Raw genomic sequence first — 20,426 nt, 5'->3', positions numbered from 1 at the left:
GGAAGGACCGCCGCGATGCCGGCCGATGCTGCCGCACTGGATGACGATCTGCGCCTGCTGTATCAGCAGGTGATCCTGGACCATAACCGCAACCCGCACCATGCCGGCCGGCTGGATCCGGCCGATGCCACGGCCCATGGTCACAACCCGCTCTGTGGCGACGAGGTGACCGTGGATCTGCGGATGGATGGCGACCGGGTGGCGGCGATCGCCTTCAAGGGCCGGGGCTGCGCCATTTCGACCGCCTCGGCGTCGATGATGACCGATGCGGTGCTGGGCCGGAGCCGCGACGAGATCGCGAGCCTGTTCACCCGGTTTCGCGATCTGGTGACCGGCACCGATCCACGGGCGCTGGACGACCCGGAGGTCGAGGCGGTGCTGGGCGTGCTGGCGGCGCTGGGGGGCGTGCGTGAATTCCCCAGCCGGGTGAAATGCGCGACCCTGCCCTGGCACACGCTGGCCAGGGCGCTGGGCGGTGGCGGTGGTGGTGTCAGCACCGAATGAGTGGACAGGACGGGCCGCCGATACCGGCATGCGGTGCGCCCGACCACACCAGACAAGCCCGCGCAGACGGGCAACGTGATGACGACGGGCAACGTGATGACGACGGGTTTTGAACGGAAGCAGGCGACATGACCGAAAACACCTCGACCATCCACAGCGGTGGTACACAGACCGGCGGCGACGTCGGCACCGGCGACCTCGAAACGGCGGTCATCGACGTGCTGCGCAGCTGCTATGATCCCGAAATCCCTGTGAACATCTATGATCTGGGCCTGATCTACGAGGTACGGATCGACGGCGGCGATCAGGCCTATATCCGGATGACCCTGACCTCGCCGATGTGCCCGGTGGCCGAAAGCCTGCCGGTGGAGATCGAGACCAAGGTCCGCGACATTGGCCGGCTGTCGGATGTGACGGTCGAGGTGGTCTGGGATCCGCCATGGACGCCCGAACTGATGAGCGAGGATGCCCGGCTGGAACTGAACATGTTCTGATCCTGCCGCCAACTGCGCGTCTCCGGCCCCGATCTCTCCCGGCCTGCACCGGTCGGGCCAGCCCCGGCCCCGCTGTCATGATGCGGGATTGAACCCGGGGCCGGTCCCGGTCATGCTGGCGTCGGGGAAAAGGCGGGGAAGGTCTCATCACAATGGAACTTATCGGTCTCGCCATCGGCGCGGCGCTGTTCGCGATCACGCATCTGGTACCGGGCATACCATCGGTGCGCGCCGGTCTGGTGCGGTCGCTGGAGGAAGGCCCGTATCGTGCCGCCTATTCGATGGTGGCGATCTTCGCGCTGGGCATCCTGATCTGGGGCTACGCCTCGGCGCCCTATATCCCGTTGTGGGACGGAACCGGCGCCCCGCGGCATCTGGCCTTTCTGCTGATGCTGGTGTCGGTGCTGTTTCTGGTGCTGGGCGTGACCCAGCGCAACCCCACCATGGCCGGCAGTGACGGCAACACCGGCGGTCCCGGATCGATGCGGGCTGTGGGCGTGCTGAAGATCACCCGCCACCCGGTGATGTGGGGCATCATGATCTGGGCGGTCGCCCATATCCTGGCCAACGGCGATGCCGCCACCACCATCCTGGCCGGCACGATCCTGCTGGTCGGTTTCGTGGGCACGCGCTTCATCGAGATGCGCAAGCGCCGCGCGGTGCCGGTGTCGTGGGCCATGTTCACCGCCACCAGTTCCTATGTGCCTTTCGCCGCCATGTTCAGCGGCCGCGCCAAGGGCGCCTTCGGCGAAATCGCCTGGTGGCGCTGGCTGGTGGCGCTGGCGGTTTATGCGGCCCTGTTCGCCGGCCACCGCTATATCGCCGGGGTGGCATTGTATTGAGACGGTTGTATTGAGACGGGGCCGCGGTCATGGGCCGTGGCCGTTTTTTCCGATAAATGACTCGTATGCGAGATACAGGCATGCCAGTCTTCCGGCCATGGATCGGATCGAGGACTGCATCAGCTTTCTGACCGGCAAGGCCGCGCAGGCGGTGAGCCGGGCGGCACGCGACCGGCTGGCGCCCCATGGGGTGACCCCGGTGCAATATGCCGTGCTTCAGGTGTTGTGGGAGCATGACGGCCTGAACGGGGTGGAGATCGGCCAGCGGCTGGTGCTGGACAGTGCCACCGCCACCGGCGTGATCGAGCGGTTGGTGAAGCAGGGGCTGGTGGTCCGCCGGCCCGATCCGCGCGACCGCCGGGTCAACCGCCTGTCTTCCACACCGGCGGCCGAGGCGCTGCGACCGGTGTTGCAGGCCGAGATGGCGGCGCTCAACCAGGATGTCCGCGCGTTGCTGGGCGCCGATGCCGTGCGGCTGTGGCCGCTGCTGCGCCAGCTTGCGGGCCTGTCACCCACTGATCCGGAGCATACCGGCCGATGACTGCCGCGACCCCTGCACCCGATGCCCCTGCCAATAACGATGCCGCCCCAGAGCGCGCACCCGTCTTCGACACCAAGATCGCTCTGGTGATCCGCGAGGATCTGGCGGTGTGGCAGAAGCTGAACGTGACCGCCTTTCTGATGAGCGGCGTGGTCGGCGCCAACCCCGAGATCATCGGCGCGCCCTATCGCGATGCCGCAGGCCATGTTCATTCAAGCCTGTCGGTTCAGCCGGTGATCGTGCTGGCGGCGGATACCGCGACCATGGCCAATATCCACCGTCGCAGCCTGGAACGCGGCGTGGCGACGGCGCTGTATATCGAGGAGATGTTCAGCACCGGCCATGATGCGGCGAACCGCGCGGTTTTTGCCGAATACGGCCCTGATACCGCGCGGGTGGTGGGGTTGGGCCTGCGCGCCGAGCGCCGCGTGGTCGACCGGATCACCAAGGGCGCGCGCATGCACCCGTGAGGCCCATGACGTCCGCGCGCGCTGGGGCCTGGCCGGTCAGGCCGGCAGATCCTGTTCCGGCGCGCCCGCGAACAGCGCCGCGCGCGGGGTCTGGACCAGGGTCTGATAACGGTCGAACTGGACCAGAACATCGGCGATCAACTGGTCGCGGGTCAGACCATAGACGTCATAGCCACGGCTGCCATCGCTGAACATGGTGCGTGCCTCATGCCGCAGTTCCGGACGCGTGGCATCCATGACGGTCATCGCCGGCAGCTTGTGGGAGGCGAGCCCGACGCCATAGAGGAAGTTGCGGACACCTTCGGCCGGCGCCACCAGGCTGACGATGCCGGTATCCGTATCGCGCTCGGTGGTGGCGGCGCGGCCGCTCTTCTCCAGCTCTGCCGCCACCGCCGTCAACGCCTCGGTGACGGTGGTGTCGATGAAGCGGCGGATGTCGGCTTCGTCGGGCGTGTGCAGGATATGGGCGAGCCGGCGCTTCCAGCCGACCTCCACCGCGGGCATCGCCACCACGGCGGGCGCCGAGATGCCGGCCAGATCGGCGGTCATGCCCCGGAACAGCCCCCAGCACAGCAGCAGCATCACCACGGCGAAGGGCAGGGCGCTGGCGATGGTGGCGGTTTGAAGCGCCGAGAGCCCGCCCGCCAGCAGCAGCACCGCCGCGACCACACCCTCCATCGCGCACCAGAACACGCGTTGCAGCGCCGGCGTGTCGGTGGCGCCACCAGCGGCGATGGTGTCGACCACCATCGAGCCCGAATCCGACGAGGTGATGAAGAACACCGTCACCAGCAATACCGCCAGCACCGAGGTGACGCTGCTGAGCGGCAGATATTCCAGGAAGCGGAACAGCGCCACCGACAGGTCATCGGCCACCGCCGCGGCCAGCGCGCCGTCGGCGACCATGGTGTCGATATACATGGCCGTGTTGCCGAACACGGTCATCCACAGGAAGGTGAAACCCAACGGCACGAACAGCACCGCGACCACGAATTCGCGCACCGTCCGCCCGCGCGAGATGCGGGCGATGAACATGCCGACAAACGGCGACCAGGAAATCCACCAGGCCCAATAGAACAGCGTCCAGGATTCGATCCACGACCGCGGCTCATAGGCATAGAGGTTGAAGCTCTTGATCAGGAAATTGTCCAGGTAGATGCCGATATTCTGGACGAAGGCCCGCAGGATAAAGGTGGTGGGGCCGACAGCGAGCACGAACAGCATCAGCGTGACCGCCAGCACCAGATTGGTTTCGCTGAGGATGCGCACGCCGCGGTCCAGGCCGCTGATCACCGACACGGTTGCCACACAGGTGACGCCCGCGATCAGGATCACCTGAACGGTGGACGAGACCTCAAGCCCGGTCAGATGGTTGAGCCCGGCATTGATCTGAAGCACGCCGAAACCCAGCGAGGTGGCAATGCCGAACACCGTGCCGCAGATCGCGAAGATGTCGACCGCGTGACCGATCGGGCCGTTGATCCGTTCCTTCAGCAGCGGATAGAGGCCGGAGCGGATGGTCAGCGGCAGATTATATCGGTATCCGAAATAGGCCAGCGACAGCCCGACGATCGCATAGATTCCCCAGGCATGCAGGCCCCAATGGAAGAAGGTGATGTTCATCGCCGAGCGCTGGGCATCGAAGGAACGCGGTTCCACCACCGGCGGGCTGCTGAAATGGGTCATCGGCTCGCCGACCGCGAAGAACATCAGCCCGATGCCCATGCCGGCCGCGAACAACATCGCCACCCACGAGGTGTAACGGAAATCGGGCGTCGAATCATCCGGTCCCAGCTTCAGCCGGCCGAAGCGGCTGATGCCCATGAACAGCGCGACACCGACAAAGATCGAGACCGACAGGATGTAGAACCAGCCGAATCGCGACAGGATTTCGGACTGTAGAAGAGAGAAGAATGATTCGAGTGTCTGGGGCATCACCGCCCCTGACACCACGAAGGCGAGAATGATGAAGGCGGCGCCGAAGAATACCGGCGGATTGATCGTCATCCGTTGCATGATTTTTGTCCTGCATGGTGGCGCTCTGCCCCAACGCTACAGGAATGCGGGCCGCCATGCGACTGCCGATCCAGCTCGATGCCGCCACGACCATCGACGGCCCTGGTGATGACACCACTGGTGTCTATTTGGTGTCCGGGTGTTCCAGAAGATCCCGCTCGGTTGACACCCCAATCATTTCATGACGTCATATGATTCAATGAAAAGGCCATTGGCACCCGCCTGGCAAAAAAGAATGAGGTTATGTCGATATGAACCGAAATATTCTTTATCTCGTCATCGGTGTTCTTGCCGTCGCGGCGATTGGACTTGGCTATCAGTACTATCAGGAAAGCCAGAAGACCAGTGGCGTCGAGGTGAATGTTGGCGAGGGCAGCCTGTCGGTGGAAACCAAGTAGGATCGCGGCCCTACCAGGCGTTGTCACCATCCAGCTCGGCCAGAAGCCGGGCGGCGCGATCCAGATCGTCATCGGCGCAGACGATGATGCCGGCCGCGGTCAGCGCCGCCGCGGTCAGCCCGTGGCCGGCGATCAGCCTGCCTGAGAAACTGCCGTCATAGACCAGCCCTGCCCCGCAGGAGGGGCTGCGCGCCTTCAGCAGCGCCAGCCGCGCCCCGGCCCGCCGCGCGGTTTCCACAGCGAGCGCGGCGCCGGTCGCGAACGCCGCCGTGACATCGGCACCGGTCGCGTCGATCACCGCCCGCCCGCCCGCGCCATCGGTCACATGCCCGGTTGGCACAATCTCGGCCGGCGGGCGCGGGGTCGGCAGACCGCCCGCGATTTCCGGGCAGAGCGGGATCAGCCGCCCGGTGGCCTGAAGCCGGTCGATCAGCGGATGCGGCCGGGTAGCACCCCGGCCATCGAAGCGCACCGGCCTGCCCAGAAGACAGGCCGATATCAGGACGGGGCTCAGGGTTGGCGTCGGCATTGCCCTGGTGTCGATCCGTCCGGTCAGGCGGCTTCGCGGGTCAGCCCGTCGACCAGGGCAACAATATCGGCCATGATCTGGGTGATCTCGAAGTCCTTGGGGGTATAGACCCGGGCAACGCCGGCGGCCTTCAGCTTGCGCGCGTCCTCATCCGGGATGATGCCGCCCACGATCACCGGCACATCGTCGAGCCCGGCCTCGACCATGCGGCGCATGACATCGGCGACCAACTCGTTATGGCTGCCCGACAGGATCGACAGACCGACAACATGGACGCTTTCCTCAAGGGCGGCATTGACGATCTGGGCGGGGGTCAGGCGGATGCCTTCATAAACCACCTCCATGCCGCAATCGCGGGCCTTGAGCGCGATCTGCTCGGCGCCGTTGGAATGGCCGTCGAGGCCCGGTTTGCCGACCAGGAATTTCAGCCGCCGGCCCAGCCGCGCCGACAGCGCGTCAACCGCCTCGCGGACCTTGTTGGTCTGGCTGCGATCGCCGCGCGCCTCGACCACGCTGCCGCCGACACCGGTGGGGGCGCGGTACTCGCCGAAAATCTCGCGCAGCGCGCCGGCCCATTCGCCGGTGGTCACCCCGGCATGGGCGCAGGCGATGGAGCTTTCCATGATATTGCGGCCTTCCTTGGCCGCGCGGGCAAGCTCGCCCAGCGCCGCCGCGGCGGCCTTGGCGTCGCGGGCCTCACGATGGGCGCGCAGCTTTTCGATCTGCCGGCGCTCGACCCCCTCATCAACCACCATGATGCTGCCATCGGCACCGGTGGTCAGCGGCGAGGGCGCGGTCTCGACGAATTTGTTCACACCGACGACGATCTGCTCGCCGTTCTCGATCGCGGCGACCCGGTTGGCATTGGCCTCGACCAGCCGCTGCTTCATGTAGCCGCTTTCCACTGCGGCCACGGCGCCGCCCATCTCGTCGATGCGGGCAAGCTCGGCGCGGGCGCCCTCTTTCAATTCGGCGACCTTGGCCGCCACCACGGGCGAGCCGTCGAACAGATCGCCATATTCCAGCAGGTCGGTTTCCATCGCCACGATCTGCTGCAGGCGCAGTGACCATTGCTGGTCCCAGGGGCGGGGCAGGCCAAGCGCCTCGTTCCAGGCCGGCAACTGCACGGCGCGGGCGCGGGCGTTCTTCGACAGCACCACCGCCAGCATTTCCAGCAGGATGCGATAGACGTTGTTTTCAGGCTGCGGCTCGGTCAGGCCCAGCGAGTTCACCTGCACGCCATAGCGGAAGCGGCGGAACTTCTCGTCGGTCACGCCATAGCGCTCAAGGGTCAGTTCGTCCCAAAGCTCGGTGAAGGCGCGCATCTTGCAAAGCTCGGTGACGAACCGCACCCCGGCATTGACGAAGAAGCTGATCCGGCCCACCACCTGAGCCAGATCTTCCGCCGGCACCTGGCCGCCATTGCGGACCTCGTCGAGCACCGCGATCGCGGTCGCCAGCGCATAGGCCAGTTCCTGCTCAGGCGTGGCCCCCGCTTCCTGAAGGTGATAGGAACAGACATTGGTCGGGTTCCACTTGGGCAGTTCCCGATAGGTGAAGGCGATGGTGTCGGCGATCAGCCCCAGGCTGGGCTTGGGCGGAAACACATAGGTGCCGCGCGACAGATATTCCTTGATGATGTCGTTCTGGGTGGTGCCCTGAAGGCTGGCCCGCGACACGCCCTGACGCTCGGCGGTGGCGATATACAGCGACAGCAGCCAGGCGGCGGTCGCGTTGATCGTCATCGAGGTGTTCATGCGGTCGAGCGGGATGCCGTCGAACAGGGTCATCATGTCGCCGATATGGCCGATCGGCACGCCGACCTTGCCCACTTCACCCCGGGCCAGGATATGATCGGCGTCATAGCCGGTCTGGGTCGGCAGGTCGAAGGCGACCGACAAGCCGGTCTGCCCGCGTGACAGATTGGTCCGATAGAGCGTGTTGCTCTCCTCGGCGGAGGAATGGCCGGCATAGGTGCGCATCAGCCACGGTTTATCGCGGCGCGGCATGGTGCTGTTTGCCTGTTCCGCTGCGGAAATTGGCTGTTTCGGCATCTTTTCGTCCTGTCCTGGCGGGGTTCTGTGTCGAATATTACCCTATGGGTGCCCCATTGGAAATAAGCCCATATTTTGCGCCGCAAAAAAGGGCTTGAAAATCCCTTATATCCGGAAAATCATGAACGGCAACCGGGAAAGCGTCGGTCGTGATCGGGCCGCTGCATGCGACCGTACCGCGCATGGCGCTCCCGCAGGCGGTTGAACCCGCCGCTGCCCCTACCGGTTCCGCACCGGCCCTGCCGATCCGCCCGTCTCCCCACGGGTGGCCGGCGGCCGTGATGCGCCGGGCGGGGAAATGTCGGACGGGGCGACGCTGCCCGACAGGACGGCATGAACGACAGGACGGCGGGTCAGGGCGGGGTGTCCGGGCCGGCAGTCTAGCAGAACCAGGCCAACGCACGAACAATACGTGCGGTTACGACAGTTCAGAGCGCCCCGGATAACGGGGCGCTGCCAGGAGGCCGCAGGCGCGTGGTGCCCCGATCGCGCGCCGCGGACGACCAAGGTCGAGAGACGTAAAACGAGGGCACGGTCTTCCCATGAACACTGACACCAACGTCGCCGAGGCGACCCGCAGCCAGCCGGTCAAGGCGCTCTATGAAGTCGGCGAGATTCCTCCGCTCGGTCATACCCCCGACCAGATGTATGCCTGGTGTATCCGCAAGGAACGCCACGGCAACCCCGACACCGCCATGCAGGTGGAGGTGGTGGAAACCCCCAAGGATCTGGCTGCGGACGAAGTGCTGGTCATGGTGATGGCGGCCGGCGTCAACTATAACGGTGTCTGGGCGGCGCTGGGCCGCCCGATCTCGCCGTTCGACGGCCACAAGGCGCCTTATCACATCGCGGGCTCCGACGCCGCCGGCATCGTCTGGGCGGTGGGATCGCGCGTGAAGCGCTTCAAGGTCGGCGACGAGGTCGTGGTTCACTGCAACCAGGATGATGGCGACGACGAGGAGTGCAATGGCGGCGATCCGATGTTCTCGCCGTCGCAGCGCATCTGGGGCTATGAGACCCCGGACGGATCCTTCGCGCAGTTCTGCCGCGTGCAGTCGCGCCAGTTGATGCCGCGCCCGGCGCATCTGACCTGGGAAGAGAGCGGCTGCTATATGCTGACGCTCGCCACCGCCTATCGCATGCTGTTCGGCCATCGCCCGCACATCCTGCGCCCCGGCGACAATGTCCTGGTCTGGGGTGCCGCCGGCGGTCTGGGTTCGATGGCCTTGCAGCTGATCGCGACCGCGGGCGCCAACGGCATCGCCGTGATCTCGGAAGACAACAAGCGCGATTTCGTGCTCAGCCTGGGCGCCAAGGCCGCGATCAACCGCAAGAATTTCGATTGCTGGGGCCGGCTGCCCGAGGTCGACGATGTCGAGGGCTATAACGACTATGTCCGCCGGGTCCGCGCCTTCGGCAAGGCGATCTGGGACGTGACCGGCAAGGGCAATGACGTCGATTTCGTCTTCGAGCATCCGGGCGAGCAGACCTTCCCGGTGTCGACCTATGTGGTCAAGCGCGGCGGCATGGTGGTGTTCTGCGCCGGCACCACCGGCTATAACCTGACCATGGATGCCCGCTTCGTGTGGATGCGCCAGAAGCGCATTCAGGGCAGCCATTTCGCCAATCTGAAGCAGGCGGCGCAGGCCAACCGGCTGGTGATCGAGCGCCGGCTGGACCCGTGCATGTCGGAAGTGTTCCCGTGGGAGGACATCCCCGAGGCGCATATGAAGATGCTCCGCAACCAGCACAAGCCCGGTAACATGGCCGTGCTGATCCAGGCCCCGCGCCCGGGCCTGCGGACCATCGAGGACGCTGTCGAAGGCTGACGCGCCCCTGCCAAGGGCGGCCGCGCATGGTCTGTCACCTCGCGCCCCGGCCCGGAGCCCCATCCGGCCGGCTATGCGGTGTGGCGGTCATGCGCGGCCGTGACGCATGCGACCCGCTTCGATCCCGACCGCGCGGGGGCACTGGACAGGACGCTTCGTCGCGCCATCTGTGGACCAGACGCCCCGCCGCCTGCACCGACCAAGTTCCGACCGGAGGTCTCTTCCCCCATGTCCGCTTCCACTTCGCTCGCCACCACCGCCGCCGATGACCTGTCGTCGGTGGTGATCGACGATCTGCTCGATCGCGCCGAACGGGCGCTGGCCACGGCCGAGGCCTATGCCGATGCGGTGCAGACCGCCGTGGGCGGGCTGGTGCGCAGCGACGGCCGGGTCGACGCGGGCAGGCTCGACGCCAATCAGCATGCGGTGCACGGCCTCGCCTGGGTCGCGACCTATGTCGAGGCGCTGCGCCAGATGCTGGGCTGGGCCCGGCGGCTTGAGGCTGATGGCCGGTTGGGCGCGCTGGAAGAGCTGATGCTTCAGGCGGCGTTCGGCGAATATCTGGCGCAGCTGGCCGGCGGCCTGCCGATGTCGCAGGGCGAGATGGTGCGCCCGGCCGATTTCGGCCTGACGGCCGAGGCGGCGGCTCTGGGCCAGGGCGATGCCGGCGTGTTCTCCGCCCGTGGCAACACCGCCGCCGTGCGGGGCGCGCTGGCCGGCCTGATCGCCGACGGCAATTTCGGTGACCTTGGGCTCGAAGACGACACCCTGCTGATGATCCGCGACCAGTTCCGCCGCTTCGTCGAGGAAAAGGTCGTGCCCTTCGCCCATGACTGGCATAAGAACGACGTGCTGATCCCGATCGAGGTCGTGGAGCAGATGGCCGAGCTTGGCGTGTTCGGCCTGACGGTGCCCGAGGAATTCGGCGGCCTGGGCATGACCAAGGTCGCCATGTGCCTGGTGACCGAGGAATTGTCGCGCGGCTATATCGGCGTCGGCTCGCTGGGCACCCGGTCCGAGATCGCGGCCGAACTGATCCGCCTGGGCGGCACCGAAGACCAGAAGCAGCATTTCCTGCCCAAGCTCGCCTCGGGCGAGATCCTGCCGACGGCGGTGTTCACCGAGCCCGGAACCGGATCGGATCTGGGCAGCCTGAAGACCCGTGCCACGCTGAACGGCGATGCCTATACCGTCACCGGCAACAAGACCTGGATCACCCATGCCGCCCGCGCCGATCTGATGACCCTGCTGGTCCGCACCGATCCGGCGACGAAGAATTATTCGGGCCTGTCGATGATGCTGGCCGAAAAGCCGCGCGGCACCGACGCCGACCCGTTCCCGGCCCAGGGCATGAGCGGCGGCGAGATCCGGGTGCTGGGCTATCGCGGCATGAAGGAATATGAGATCGGCTTCGACGACTTCCAGGTGCCGGCCGCCAACCTGCTGGGCCGGGTGGAGGGCCAGGGCTTCAAGCAGTTGATGGCGACGTTCGAAAGCGCCCGCATCCAGACGGCGGCGCGCGCGGTGGGCGTTGCCCAGTCGGCGTTGGAGATGGGCCTGCGCTATGCCCATGAGCGGGTGCAGTTCAACAAGCCGATCTATGCCTTCCCGCGGGTGTCGTCGAAGCTGGTCTGGGCGGCGGTGGAGATCATGATCGCTCGCCAGTTGACTTATTTCTCGGCCCGCGAAAAGGACAGCGACCGGCGCTGCGACCTGGAAGCCGGCATGGCCAAACTGCTGGCGGCCCGCGTCGCCTGGGCCACGGCCGACAATGCCGTGCAGGTCCATGGCGGCAATGGTTATGCCGAGGAATATCCGATCAGCCGGGTGCTGTGCGATGCCCGGATCCTGAACGTGTTCGAGGGTGCAGCCGAGATCCAGGCGCAGGTCATCGCCCGCCGCCTGCTGGGCTGATCCGCGCGCGGCGGTTTCCGGCGCCGGCGGATCGGCCGGCGCCATCCCCCCTGTCAGATCCGGTCAGCCGGAACCATATTGAGGCTCATGGATATGTCGGGTGTGATGTCGGTGCTGATCGTGGTCGCGATGGTCGCCACGGCCGCCGTTCTGATGGTCGGGGTGATGTCGATGCTTGTCGGCGGCCGCTTCAACCAGAAATACTCAAACAAGCTGATGCAGTGGCGGGTGGGGCTTCAGGGCCTGGCGATCGTGCTGGTGCTGCTGTTTCTGCTGATGTCCGGGCGCTGAGGCGTCCGACGTCCACCTTCAGCGGGCAACCCCTTATCAACCAACGGAGCCTTCCCCCATGGTGCAGTTGACCCGGATCTATACCCGCGGCGGAGACCGGGGCGAGACCTCGCTCGGCGATGGCAGCCGGCGGCCCAAGGATGATCTGCGGGTGGCGTCCTATGGCACTGTCGATGAGGCCAATGGTGTGATCGGCCTGGTGCGTCAGCATGTCGAGACCGGCAGCGATGCCGATACCATGCTGATGCGCATCCAGAACGACATGTTCGATCTGGGCGCTGATCTGGCCTGCCCGGCAGGCGACGACCCGGTAAAGGAGGCGCGCAGCCTGCGTATCCATCCGGCGCAGGTCGACCGGCTGGAAGCGGAGATCGACGCGATGAACGCGGAACTGGCGCCGCTGAAATCCTTCGTGCTGCCCGGTGGCACGCCGGCCGCCGCTTATCTGCATCTGGCACGCACGGTGGTGCGCCGCGCCGAGCGCGAGCTTGTCGAAGTGATGCGGGTGGAGCCGGTGAACGAGGCGGCGCTGCGTTATCTGAACCGCTTGTCGGACCATCTGTTCGTGATGGCGCGGCATTTGAACGACAAAGGTGCCCGGGATGTGCTGTGGGTGCCGGGCGCAAACCGTTGATGCCGCGGTAAGCTGCGGCGTTCCTTGCATTTTCGAGAGGTGCCCCGAAATTGACTCCGCTGCATTGAGCGCCTAATGTGCGGTGGACTTGATCGGGGGGAACCGGCAGTCAGTGCATTTTCGGTCCTGGGGGCGCGCACACGGCATCGACCGTGGCCTCCAAGACAGGCATACGCACGGCCCCGGCCGCCTGTCGGAACAGCGAACCGTCCGGCTGTGGTCCCGCTGAGGGGGTCGGGCCGCTGCCCGGACGACGAAGAGCCGATGAAACCCAACTGGAGTCGGGAGATCTATGAAGGTACTCGTCCCCGTAAAGCGCGTGGTCGACTATAACGTCAAGGTCCGTGTCAAGGCTGACCAGACCGGCGTCGACCTCGCCAACGTCAAAATGTCGATGAACCCCTTCGACGAGATCGCAGTCGAGGAAGCCGTTCGGCTGAAGGAAGCCGGCAAGGCGACCGAGATCGTGGTGGTCTCCATCGGCCCCAAGGGCGCGCAGGAGCAGATCCGCACGGCATTGGCCATGGGCGCCGATCGCGGCCTGCTGATCGAGACCGACGACGAGGTTCAGCCGCTGGCGGTCGCCAAGCTGCTGAAGGCCGTGGTCGAGGCCGAACAGCCGCAGCTCGTGGTTCTGGGCAAGCAGGCGATCGACGACGACTCGAACCAGACCGGCCAGATGCTGGCGGCGCTGATGGGCTGGCCCCAGGGCACCTTCGCGTCCAAGGTGACGGTGGGTGACGGCGAGGTCGAGGTGATCCGCGAGATCGACGGCGGTCTTCAGACCGTGGCGCTGAAGCTGCCCGCGATCGTGACCACCGATCTGCGCTTGAACGAGCCGCGCTATGCCTCGCTGCCCAACATCATGAAGGCGAAGAAGAAGCCGCTCGATGCCAAAACCCCGGCTGATTTCGGTGTCGACATCGCGCCGCGTCTGAAGACGCTGAAGGTGTCGGAGCCGCCGAAGCGCAAGGGCGGCATCAAAGTGCCCGATATCGCGACGCTGGTCGACAAGCTGAAGAACGAGGCGGGGGTTATCTGACCATGGCTGTTCTTGTCATTGCCGATCACAACAACGCGACTCTGGGTGCGGCGACCCTGAATGCGGTCACCGCGGGCACCAGGCTGGGCGATGTCCATGTCCTGGTCGCCGGCAAGGATGCCGGTGCCGTGGCCGAAGCCGCCGCCAAGGTGGCCGGCGTCGCCAAGGTGCTGCACGCCGAAGGCGACCAGTACGCCGCCAACCTGCCTGAGAACCTGGCACCGCTGGTCGTGGGCCTTGCCGACGGCTACAGCCACATCGTGGCCTCGGCCACCAGCGCATCCAAGAACGTGATGCCGCGCGTGGCCGCCCTGCTGGATGTGGCGCAGATTTCGGAAGCGATCGAGATCGTGTCGGAAGACACCTTCGTGCGCCCGATCTATGCCGGCAACGCCCTTGCCACCGTTCAGTCGGGCGACAAGGTGAAGGTGCTGACGGTGCGCGGCACCGCCTTCAAGGCCGCCGAGGCCGAAGGTGGCTCCGCCACGGTCGAGAGCATTCAGGCCGCCGATGACGCGGCGGTCAGCCGCTTCGTGGGCGAGAGCCTGAGCAAGTCCGAGCGCCCGGAACTGGCCTCGGCCAAGATCGTGGTCTCGGGCGGCCGTGGTGTCGGCAGCTCCGACAACTTCAAGATCATCGAAGGCCTGGCCGATGCGCTGGGTGCGGCGGTCGGCGCCAGCCGCGCCGCCGTCGATGCGGGTTATGTGCCCAACGACTATCAGGTCGGCCAGACCGGCAAGGTGGTCGCGCCGCAGCTCTATGTGGCGGTCGGCATCTCGGGTGCCATCCAGCATCTGGCCGGCATGAAGGACAGCAAGGTGATCGTTGCGATCAACAAGGACGAAGAGGCGCCGATCTTCCAGGTCGCCGATTACGGCCTTGTGGGCGATCTGTTCAAGATCGTGCCCGAGCTGACCGAGACGCTGAAGAAGTGATGTAACATATGGCAGGCAGCCCGCCGGCCATGTGAAAGAAAACCGAGCCCGGCGTGATGTCTTGCGCAATCTTCGAAAAGAAGATTGCACATGGCATCGCTCCGGGCTGTCAAGTCGAAGAAGGTGCGGTCCTCATGATCAGGAAGATCGGCGTCATCGGGGCGGGCCAGATGGGCCGCGGCATCGCGCATGTCTGCGCGCTTGCCGGCTACGAGGTCACGATGGTCGATATCTCCGAGGCTCAGCTGGCGAAGGGCCTGGACCGGATCGAGCAGGCGCTCGACCGGCAGGTGTCGCGCAGCGAGATCGAGCCCGGGGACAAGCCCGCCGCTTTGTCCAGGATCAAGCCGCAGGTCGGCTATGCCGGCTTCGACGATCTGGATCTGGTGGTCGAGGCGGCGACCGAGGACGAGAGTCTGAAGCGCAAGATTTTCGCCGACATCCGCGACATCGTGAAGGATGAGGTGATCGTCGCGACCAACACCTCGTCGCTGTCGATCACGCGGCTGGCGGCGGCAATGCGCCACCCGGAAAAGTTCATGGGCATGCATTTCATGAACCCGGTGCCGCGCATGCAGCTTGTTGAGCTGATCCGGGGTATCGCCACCGACAATCCGACCTATGAGGTCGTCCGCGAGCTGGTGTTCAAGCTCGACAAGACCCCGGCGGTCTCGGAAGACTTCCCGGCCTTCATCGTCAACCGCATCCTGCTGCCGATGATCAACGAGGCGATCTATACCCTGTATGAGGGTGTGGGCACCGTCGAGGCGATCGACACCGCCATGAAGCTGGGCGCCAACCACCCGATGGGCCCGCTGGAACTGGCGGATTTCATCGGCCTGGACACCTGCCTGTCGATCATGCAGGTGCTGTATGACGGCCTGGCCGACAGCAAGTACCGGCCCTGTCCGCTGCTGGTGAAATATGTCGAGGCCGGCTGGCTGGGCCGCAAGACCGATCGCGGCTTCTATGACTATCGCGGCGACGTGCCGGTTCCGACCCGCTGAGCGGCCGCGCCCTGGCAGGTCTTGCCGGGCGGACAGTGCCGCGTAGGCATCATCGGGCATGACATCCGCCGGCGGTTGCGCAGTGCGTGCCGCCGGCGTTTCCTTAGCCGGCCGGCGGCCCCTGGGCGGCCACGGCATCGATCAGTGCCACGCCCTCGGCTGCGTCCCAATGGGCGATGCCCACCAGCCGCGCCACTTCGCGGCCCTGGCGGTCGATGATCAGGGTGGTCGGCAGGCCGGCGACCTGAAGCGCGCCCAGAGTCTTCATCGACTTGTCGATGGTGACGTCCAGGCCGGTGAGTTGCAGCCGGTCCAGGAACGGTGCCACGACCGCGGCGCCGCCCTGGTCTGCCGCCACCGCGAGCACGGTGAAGTCGGGGCCGCCACGGCTGGTCTGAAGCCTGAGCAGGGCCGGCATTTCCTCGATGCAGGGCGCGCACCATGTGGCCCAGAGGTTGAGCAGGACCACCCGGCCGCGATAATCCTCAAGACTGGCCGGGCTGCCGTCAAGCCGGGTCATCGGCAGATCGGGCAGCGGTTTCGGCGTATCATGGACGATGAGCTTGGCAAGACTGCCGCGTGCAAGCGCCTGATCCAGCCCTGCCGGCTTGTCGCCGGGGCCGAAGCCGCGGTAGATAAGGACACCGGCCGCGATGACGACGATGGCGGCGATGATGGCGATGACGGGCTTTTTCATGGCGGGGGTATCTGGCCTCCGGGGATGTCCGTGCCTGCAAGGAGCCTTGAAGCAAGATGACCAGCGACAGCAAGGGCGGCGCCGGCCGCGCGAGCGGCGTGATGATGTGGGGCGGACATTTCGACAGCGCGCCCTCGGATCTGATGCAGGAGATTAATGCCTCCATCGATTTCGACAAGCGCCTCTATGCCCAGGACATCGCCGGATCGCGTGCCCATGCCCGGATGCTGGGCGCCCAGGGCATCTTGTCGGCCGACGATGTGCAGGCGATCGATGGCGGTCTGGATCAGGTTCTGGCCGAGATCGAGGGCGGTGATTTTCCGTTCAGCCGGGCGCTTGAAGACATTCACATGAATGTCGAGGCGCGGTTGACCGAGTTGATCGGCGATGCAGGCAAGCGTCTGCACACCGGCCGGTCGCGCAACGATCAGGTGGCGACCGATTTCCGCCTGTGGCTGCGCGATATGCTCGACCGCTTCGACATCCAGTTGCGCGACCTTCAGGCGGCGCTGATCGAGCGCGCCGAACAGCATGCCGAGACGGTGATGCCCGGCTTCACTCATCTGCAGACCGCTCAGCCGGTGACGCTTGGCCATCATTTCCTGGCCTATGTCGAGATGTTCGGGCGCGATCGCGGCCGGATGGCCGATGCCCGCCGGCGGCTGAACGAAAGCCCGCTGGGCTCGGCGGCGCTGGCCGGCACCTCGTTCCCGATCGACCGGCACATGACCGCCCAGGCATTGGGCTTCGACCGGCCGATGGCCAATTCGCTGGATGGCGTGTCGGCGCGTGATTTCGCGCTGGAATTCCTGGGGGCCGCCACGATCTGCGCCACCCACCTCTCGCGGATCGCCGAGGAGTTGGTGATCTGGTCGTCGGCGCCGTTCCGCTTCGTGCGGATGTCGGACGCCTATACCACCGGCTCGTCGATCATGCCGCAGAAGCGCAACCCCGATGCCGCCGAACTGGTCCGCGCCAAGGTCGGCCGGATCATGGGCGCGCAGGTGACGCTGATGACGGTGATGAAGGGCCTGCCTCTGGCCTATTCCAAGGACATGCAGGAAGACAAGGAACCGACCTTCGATGCGGTCGACGCCCTGTCGCTGGCGGTGCAGGCGACCACCGGCATGATCCGCGACCTGACCGTGAACCCCGATGCGATGCGCGCCCAGGCGGCCGGCGGCTATTCCACCGCCACCGATCTTGCCGACTGGCTGGTCCGCGCGGCCGGGCTGCCGTTCCGCGAGGCCCATCACCTGACCGGCCGGGTGGTGCGTGCGGCCGAACAGCGGGGCCTGAGACTGGACGAGTTGACGGCGGAGGATCTGGCGGCGGTCGATGCTCGCATCGGCGCCGAGGCAATGGCGGTGCTGACCGTCGATGCCTCGGTCCGCAGCCGCACGTCATATGGCGGAACCGCGCCTGAGGGCGTGCGCGCCCGCGCGGCCGATGCAAGGGAGCGTTTCCTGTGACCCGGATTTCTGTTGCCCCGGCCGCCGTGGACGGCCCCCGGCGGATGCTGCGGCACGCGGCTATAGCCGTGATGCTGGCGCTGACACTGACGGCCTGCGGCAAGAAGGGCACGCCGGTGCCGCCGATGGCCGTGGCGCCGGATGGCACCGTCGATCGCGACAAGCTGCCGGATTACACGCCCGAGAACGACCCGCGCTCGCTGATGACACCCGGCCGGATCAACGGCCCGGGCCTCGGCGTTCCGCCTTATTGAGGACTGGACCGCATGGACCATTTCGAGTATCGCGCGGGCCGTCTTCATGCCGAAGACGTGCCGCTTGAGCGGATCGCTGCCGAAGTTGGCACGCCGGTGTATGTCTATTCGCGGGCGACCCTGACCCGGCACGCGCGGGTATTCCGCGATGCCCTGGCGGGCCGCATCGCGCCCCATGGGCGGGCGCCGCTGATCTGCTATGCCGTCAAGGCCAATGGCAATCAGGCGGTGCTGAGGATATTGGCAGCCGAGGGCTATGGCGCCGACGTGGTCTCGGCCGGCGAGATGAAGCGGGCGCTGGCCGCCGGCATCCCGGCCGGGAAGATCGTGTTCTCAGGCGTGGCCAAGACAGACGGCGAGATCCGGGCCGCACTTGAGGCCGGCATTCTGCAGTTCAATGTCGAGAGCGATGCGGAACTGGATGCTATCGACCGGGTGGCCGGCGCCATGGGGCAGATCGCCAAGGTGTCGTTGCGCATCAACCCCGATATCGATGCCGGCACCCATGCCAAGATCACCACCGGCAAGGCCGACAACAAATTCGGGATCGCCTGGGACCGGGCGCCGGATGTCTATGCCCATGCCAGCCGGCTGGCCCATGTCGAGGCGACCGGCATCGACCTGCATATCGGGTCGCAATTGTCGAAGCTGGAACCGTTCGAGGCGGCCTTCACCCGCACGGTGGGGCTGGTCCGCAGCCTGCGCGCCGCCGGCCACCCGATCCGCCATCTGGATCTGGGCGGCGGGCTGGGCATTCCCTATGACGACGAGACGCCGCCGGCGCCCGAGGCCTATGCCGACATGGTCGCCCGGGTCACCGGTGATCTGGATCTGCAGCTGATTTTCGAGCCGGGCCGCGTGATCGTGGGCAATGCCGGGCTGATGATGTCGCGGGTGGTTTATGTGAAGGACACCGCGGCCAAGCGGTTCCTGATCCTGGATGCCGGCATGAACGACCTGATGCGCCCGGCGCTGTATGACGCCTATCACGAGGTGGTGGCCGTCAGCGAACCCGCAGCGGATGCGCCACGCGCGCCGGTCGAAATCGTGGGGCCGGTCTGCGAGAGCACCGATGTCTTCGCCCGCGACCGGTTGATGCCGCCGCTCAATGCCGGTGATCTGGTGGCCTTCCGCTCGGCCGGCGCCTATGGCGCCACCATGTCGAACACCTATAACGCCCGCGAACTGGTGCCTGAGGTTCTGGTCGACGGCGACCGCTATGCGGTGATCCGGCCTCGCCAGAGCATCGAGGATCTGATCGCCATGGACCGGGTGCCCGCCTGGTTATAATACCAGATCCGACTGATGCCTGCTCACGCCGAGAGTCCCAAACGGCCTTTGGCGTGATTCACAATTGCAGGCTGTCGGAGGCTTGCGATGGCGGCGGCGATTGGTTTGCGTTCGGCCTTCGGGGAGGGTTTGCGGCGCATCGCGCTGGCGGCTTCTGAGACACGATACTCTACGGCACCATCGGCGTCTGGATGCTTGCCGCACTCAGCGTCTTCACCTTCGGGAGGAGGAGAGATGTCGATAGCGCGTCATGAGGTTGGAGCCCCCGTCAGCCCGCCGGTCCTTGCGTCCTGCGCTATGCCAAGGTCGGCGCGGTCGAGCGACGTGCCATCTCGACGAACAGACGTCCGGCCCGCGAGAGTGGCCGCGCTGGCGAGGCAACGAGTCCGAACGCGCGATGCAGCGGTGACGTGAGTTTCGAAACCCGGAAGCCGCGCCGCTGTTCCGGAAGGGTGGATTCCGGCACGAGGCTGACACCCGCGCCCTCCCGAACCAGGGCAATCGCGCTCGACCAGTCGCGCACCTCGATCTGCACGTTCTGGAGCGTCAATCCAGCCGCGTCGGCAAGCGAGCGGGCGTTCGTATGGCACCCGCCGGTGGCGAGGACGAAGGGCGCTGCCGCCAGTTCGGCCAACGAGACCGAACTCCGCCGTGACAGGGGATGCGCCGCCGGCAGGATCGGAACCCAGGCATCTCGCCCGAGCGGAACGGCATTTCTGGCCGGAGACGGGTTGAGAACGACGCCGAGGTCGATCGATCCCGCCGTAAGCCAAGTCTCCACTTCCATGTCATCGGTTTCGAGCGGCACGAGGTCGACGCCTGGATGGAGCGTGCGAAAGCGGCGAAGCAAGGGTGGAAGGACGGTGGCAAAGACACTGGGGAACCCGGCCAGACGGATGGCGCTGGTCTCCTCGCCGATCAGCGCCATTGCTTCCCTTTCGATCGCCTCCAGATGCGAAAGGGCCGCACGCGCATGGTCGAGCGCGCGCTCTCCGAAGGCGGTCAACTCGACACCCCGTGGCTGCCGGATGAGCAGCTTCACCCCCAGGTTTTCTTCGAGCGCCGCCAGGGCTTGGCTCATCCCAGATTGGGTGACGCCGAGCTTATCCGCGGCTGCGGTGAAGCTGCCGGCCTCGGCGACGGCGATCAGGCTCTGGAGTTGGGTCAGGTTCATAGTAGGTGATCTTATACCAGGAAAATATGGACGTAATTT

Annotated in this window: 21 protein-coding genes; 16 read left to right on the top strand and 5 right to left on the bottom strand. The window is 66.0% G+C overall.

Going from position 1 to position 20,426, the window contains the following annotated elements; translation table 11 throughout:
• The first annotated feature begins 15 nt into the window (after window positions 1–15).
• The 5 genes from sufU (at window position 16) to IEW15_RS10580 (ending at window position 2,851) form a co-directional block, all read left to right on the top strand.
• Window positions 16–504, top strand: a complete 489-nt coding sequence (sufU, locus tag IEW15_RS10600) for a Fe-S cluster assembly sulfur transfer protein SufU (RefSeq protein ID WP_188577608.1) — start codon at window positions 16–18, stop codon at window positions 502–504.
• Between the two features lie 128 nt (window positions 505–632).
• On the top strand, window positions 633–998 hold the full coding sequence (locus IEW15_RS10595; RefSeq protein ID WP_229707997.1) for an iron-sulfur cluster assembly protein: 366 nt from the start codon (window positions 633–635) through the stop codon (window positions 996–998).
• A gap of 152 nt (window positions 999–1,150) precedes the next feature.
• The gene (locus IEW15_RS10590) at window positions 1,151–1,840 is read left to right on the top strand and encodes an NnrU family protein (RefSeq protein ID WP_188577606.1); all 690 of its coding nucleotides are present in this window, start codon (window positions 1,151–1,153) and stop codon (window positions 1,838–1,840) included.
• Between the two features lie 97 nt (window positions 1,841–1,937).
• Entirely contained in the window at window positions 1,938–2,381 is a 444-nt protein-coding gene (locus IEW15_RS10585) for a MarR family winged helix-turn-helix transcriptional regulator (protein ID WP_188577604.1), read from the top strand.
• Complete coding sequence (locus tag IEW15_RS10580) at window positions 2,378–2,851, top strand: DUF2000 family protein (protein WP_188577602.1); 474 nt, start codon at window positions 2,378–2,380, stop codon at window positions 2,849–2,851. The genes IEW15_RS10585 and IEW15_RS10580 overlap by 4 nt, the downstream gene beginning before the upstream one ends.
• Before the next feature lie 36 nt (window positions 2,852–2,887).
• Here IEW15_RS10580 and IEW15_RS10575 read toward each other — a convergent pair whose 3' ends face one another.
• Entirely contained in the window at window positions 2,888–4,867 is a 1,980-nt protein-coding gene (locus tag IEW15_RS10575) for a BCCT family transporter (protein ID WP_188577601.1), read from the bottom strand.
• 251 nt (window positions 4,868–5,118) lie between these two features.
• Here IEW15_RS10575 and IEW15_RS10570 point away from each other — a divergent pair, with 251 nt between their 5' ends.
• Window positions 5,119–5,265, top strand: a complete 147-nt coding sequence (locus IEW15_RS10570; protein ID WP_188577598.1) for a hypothetical protein — start codon at window positions 5,119–5,121, stop codon at window positions 5,263–5,265.
• 10 nt (window positions 5,266–5,275) lie between these two features.
• Here IEW15_RS10570 and IEW15_RS10565 read toward each other — a convergent pair whose 3' ends face one another.
• Window positions 5,276–5,794 carry a DUF523 domain-containing protein gene (locus tag IEW15_RS10565; RefSeq protein WP_268237154.1) on the bottom strand — a complete coding sequence of 173 codons (519 nt, stop codon included), beginning with the start codon at window positions 5,792–5,794 and terminating at the stop codon, window positions 5,276–5,278.
• 23 nt (window positions 5,795–5,817) lie between these two features.
• Window positions 5,818–7,848, bottom strand: coding sequence for a protein meaA (locus IEW15_RS10560; protein ID WP_188577595.1), 2,031 nt, complete (start codon window positions 7,846–7,848; stop codon window positions 5,818–5,820).
• A 542-nt stretch (window positions 7,849–8,390) separates the two neighbouring features.
• On the opposite strand from IEW15_RS10560, the gene ccrA reads away from it, so the two are divergent.
• The 7 genes from ccrA to IEW15_RS10525 all read left to right on the top strand — a co-directional run bounded on the left by ccrA (window position 8,391) and on the right by IEW15_RS10525 (window position 15,500).
• Window positions 8,391–9,677, top strand: a complete 1,287-nt coding sequence (gene ccrA / locus IEW15_RS10555) for a crotonyl-CoA carboxylase/reductase (protein ID WP_188577593.1) — start codon at window positions 8,391–8,393, stop codon at window positions 9,675–9,677.
• A 228-nt stretch (window positions 9,678–9,905) separates the two neighbouring features.
• The gene (locus IEW15_RS10550; RefSeq protein WP_188577592.1) at window positions 9,906–11,591 is read left to right on the top strand and encodes an acyl-CoA dehydrogenase family protein; all 1,686 of its coding nucleotides are present in this window, start codon (window positions 9,906–9,908) and stop codon (window positions 11,589–11,591) included.
• Between the two features lie 87 nt (window positions 11,592–11,678).
• The gene (locus tag IEW15_RS10545; protein WP_229707996.1) at window positions 11,679–11,882 is read left to right on the top strand and encodes a twin transmembrane helix small protein; all 204 of its coding nucleotides are present in this window, start codon (window positions 11,679–11,681) and stop codon (window positions 11,880–11,882) included.
• A 58-nt stretch (window positions 11,883–11,940) separates the two neighbouring features.
• Window positions 11,941–12,516 (top strand): cob(I)yrinic acid a,c-diamide adenosyltransferase, encoded by a 576-nt coding sequence (locus IEW15_RS10540; protein WP_188577590.1) that lies wholly within the window; start codon window positions 11,941–11,943, stop codon window positions 12,514–12,516.
• 292 nt (window positions 12,517–12,808) lie between these two features.
• The gene (locus IEW15_RS10535) at window positions 12,809–13,558 is read left to right on the top strand and encodes an electron transfer flavoprotein subunit beta/FixA family protein (RefSeq protein ID WP_188577588.1); all 750 of its coding nucleotides are present in this window, start codon (window positions 12,809–12,811) and stop codon (window positions 13,556–13,558) included.
• 2 nt (window positions 13,559–13,560) lie between these two features.
• Entirely contained in the window at window positions 13,561–14,493 is a 933-nt protein-coding gene (locus IEW15_RS10530; RefSeq protein ID WP_188577586.1) for an electron transfer flavoprotein subunit alpha/FixB family protein, read from the top strand.
• Between the two features lie 134 nt (window positions 14,494–14,627).
• The gene (locus IEW15_RS10525) at window positions 14,628–15,500 is read left to right on the top strand and encodes a 3-hydroxybutyryl-CoA dehydrogenase (protein WP_188577584.1); all 873 of its coding nucleotides are present in this window, start codon (window positions 14,628–14,630) and stop codon (window positions 15,498–15,500) included.
• Between the two features lie 103 nt (window positions 15,501–15,603).
• Here IEW15_RS10525 and IEW15_RS10520 read toward each other — a convergent pair whose 3' ends face one another.
• Window positions 15,604–16,197, bottom strand: a complete 594-nt coding sequence (locus IEW15_RS10520; RefSeq protein ID WP_188577582.1) for a TlpA disulfide reductase family protein — start codon at window positions 16,195–16,197, stop codon at window positions 15,604–15,606.
• A gap of 56 nt (window positions 16,198–16,253) precedes the next feature.
• On the opposite strand from IEW15_RS10520, the gene argH reads away from it, so the two are divergent.
• From argH to lysA, 3 genes are read left to right on the top strand one after another with little or no spacing between them, the layout of a single operon-like run.
• On the top strand, window positions 16,254–17,669 hold the full coding sequence (gene argH / locus IEW15_RS10515) for an argininosuccinate lyase (RefSeq protein ID WP_188577580.1): 1,416 nt from the start codon (window positions 16,254–16,256) through the stop codon (window positions 17,667–17,669).
• Window positions 17,666–17,923 carry a hypothetical protein gene (locus IEW15_RS10510; protein ID WP_188577579.1) on the top strand — a complete coding sequence of 86 codons (258 nt, stop codon included), beginning with the start codon at window positions 17,666–17,668 and terminating at the stop codon, window positions 17,921–17,923. Before argH ends, IEW15_RS10510 begins: the two co-directional genes overlap by 4 nt.
• Before the next feature lie 12 nt (window positions 17,924–17,935).
• A complete protein-coding gene (lysA, locus tag IEW15_RS10505) occupies window positions 17,936–19,213 on the top strand; it encodes a diaminopimelate decarboxylase (protein WP_188577578.1) in 1,278 nt (425 codons plus the stop codon).
• A 295-nt stretch (window positions 19,214–19,508) separates the two neighbouring features.
• On the opposite strand, the gene IEW15_RS10500 is transcribed toward lysA, so the two are convergent.
• On the bottom strand, window positions 19,509–20,387 hold the full coding sequence (locus IEW15_RS10500; protein ID WP_188577576.1) for a LysR family transcriptional regulator: 879 nt from the start codon (window positions 20,385–20,387) through the stop codon (window positions 19,509–19,511).
• Window positions 20,388–20,426 lie beyond the last annotated feature (39 nt).

The organism is Tistrella bauzanensis (genome assembly GCF_014636235.1).
Lineage (GTDB): Bacteria > Pseudomonadota > Alphaproteobacteria > Tistrellales > Tistrellaceae > Tistrella > Tistrella bauzanensis.
This window is presented reverse-complemented; position numbering and strand designations above follow the sequence as displayed.